Below are 1,545 nucleotides of genomic sequence, written 5' to 3'. Positions count from 1 at the left end.
GTGCGCAACGTGCTGGTGGGGGCGGCGCTGATCGGCATCCTGCTCAACGCCATGACCATCATCGACATTCCGCTGCTCTACCAGAACCTGATCAAGGCGGCGATCCTGCTCGGAGCCATCATCGTCGACGGCATCATCAACCCGCGCGACGAGCAGACCGCGCAACAGGGCGATATTTAGAGCAGATGGGCCAGCCCATCCTGCTCTGGGGTACCCGGAGCGATCGTGACGATCGCCCGGCAATGAAAACCGAACCAGAGGTGTGACATGAGACTACTTAGAACATTGATGGCCGCCGCCACGGCGCTCGCCGTTACCGCCTTCGCGGCGCCGAGCTTCGCCGCCGACGATCCAGGTCCCGCCGCCTATGCCAAGGCGCTCAACGGCAAGCGCGTCATGCTGGTGCCGCTGGCGATGGGTTTCGACCTGGCGCAAGGCTGGGCGCATTACCTGAAGAAGGAAGTCGAGGCCTGGGGTGGCACCTTCGAGACCCGCGATCCGAACTGGGTGGTCGATGCCGGCGCGCAGGCGATCACCGACGCCATCGCTTCCGACACAAGGCCGGATGTTCTGATCATCCACGCGCCGGACCTCAACTCCTATTCGAAGCTGATGAAGAAGGCGCAGGCCGCCGGCACCTATGTGATCCTGGTCGACAATCCGGCCAACTTCCCGGCCGATGCCTTCGTCGGCAGCGACTGGGACAAGCTCGGCCAGCTCGAAGCGGAAGCGGCCATCAAGGGCTGCGGCGAGAATTCGTCCAAGAAGATCGGTCTTGTGCAGGGCGACCAGGCGAACTCGTCCAGCCTCTACCAGTATGCCGGCATCATGAAGGTGCTGGAGAAGCATCCCGACTTCCAGGTCGTCGCCAAGCCGGATTCCAATTGGGACGCGACCACCTCGCGCAACGTGACGACGACGATGCTGCAGCAGCACCCCGACATCTGCTCGATCATCGACTTCTGGGACGGCGACGCCACCGGCGCCTCGGCTGCGATCCGCGACGCCAAGCTCGACGGCAAGGTGTTCCTGGTCACCACCGGCGGCGGCGAGAAGGCAGCCGATTGCGACAAGCTGAACGACGGCACCTATGGCGCCGTGGTGATGACCGATCTTGCCCGCCAGTCGGGCGACATGAACGCCATCATCAAGTTCCTGCTGCAGAGCGGCCAGCCGGCCGGCACCTCGCACACCTATATCTACACGCTAGAGAAGGCGACGACCAAGGCGGATCTCAAGCCCGACAGCTGTTGGGACCTGAAGGCGCTGCAGGCCGAAGCCGCGGCGAAATAAGGCGCGCCGCCCGAACGCATCCACGAGGTGGTCGGATCGTTCCGGCCACCTCTTTTCCCGTTGATGACAGCAGCCGCCGATGACTTTTCGTGAACGCCTCCAGGCCTGGCGCTACAATCTCGTGCCCGACCATCTGGTCGGGGAGATCCTGACCAAGCGCTGGACCGACAACGCCATACCTTTCCTGGCGCTGGTGGCGACGCTCGGCGTGTTCGGCTCGATCATTCCGGGTTTCTTCAAGCTCACTTCGCT

General features: G+C 63.4%; 1 protein-coding gene and 1 pseudogene. Both read left to right on the top strand.

What is annotated here, in order from left to right:
- Positions 1-180: pseudogene (locus tag EOA27_RS35925) on the top strand (ABC transporter permease); the annotation flags it as partial.
- Positions 181-267: 87 nt separating this feature from the next.
- Positions 268-1,293, top strand: coding sequence for a sugar ABC transporter substrate-binding protein (locus EOA27_RS35920; protein WP_042647576.1), 1,026 nt, complete (start codon positions 268-270; stop codon positions 1,291-1,293).
- Positions 1,294-1,545 lie beyond the last annotated feature (252 nt).

Origin of the sequence: Mesorhizobium sp. M2A.F.Ca.ET.037.01.1.1 (assembly GCF_003998075.1) — a bacterium.
GTDB lineage: Bacteria > Pseudomonadota > Alphaproteobacteria > Rhizobiales > Rhizobiaceae > Mesorhizobium.
Note: the sequence above shows the minus strand (reverse complement) of the source record. Positions and strands in the feature narration are given on the sequence as shown.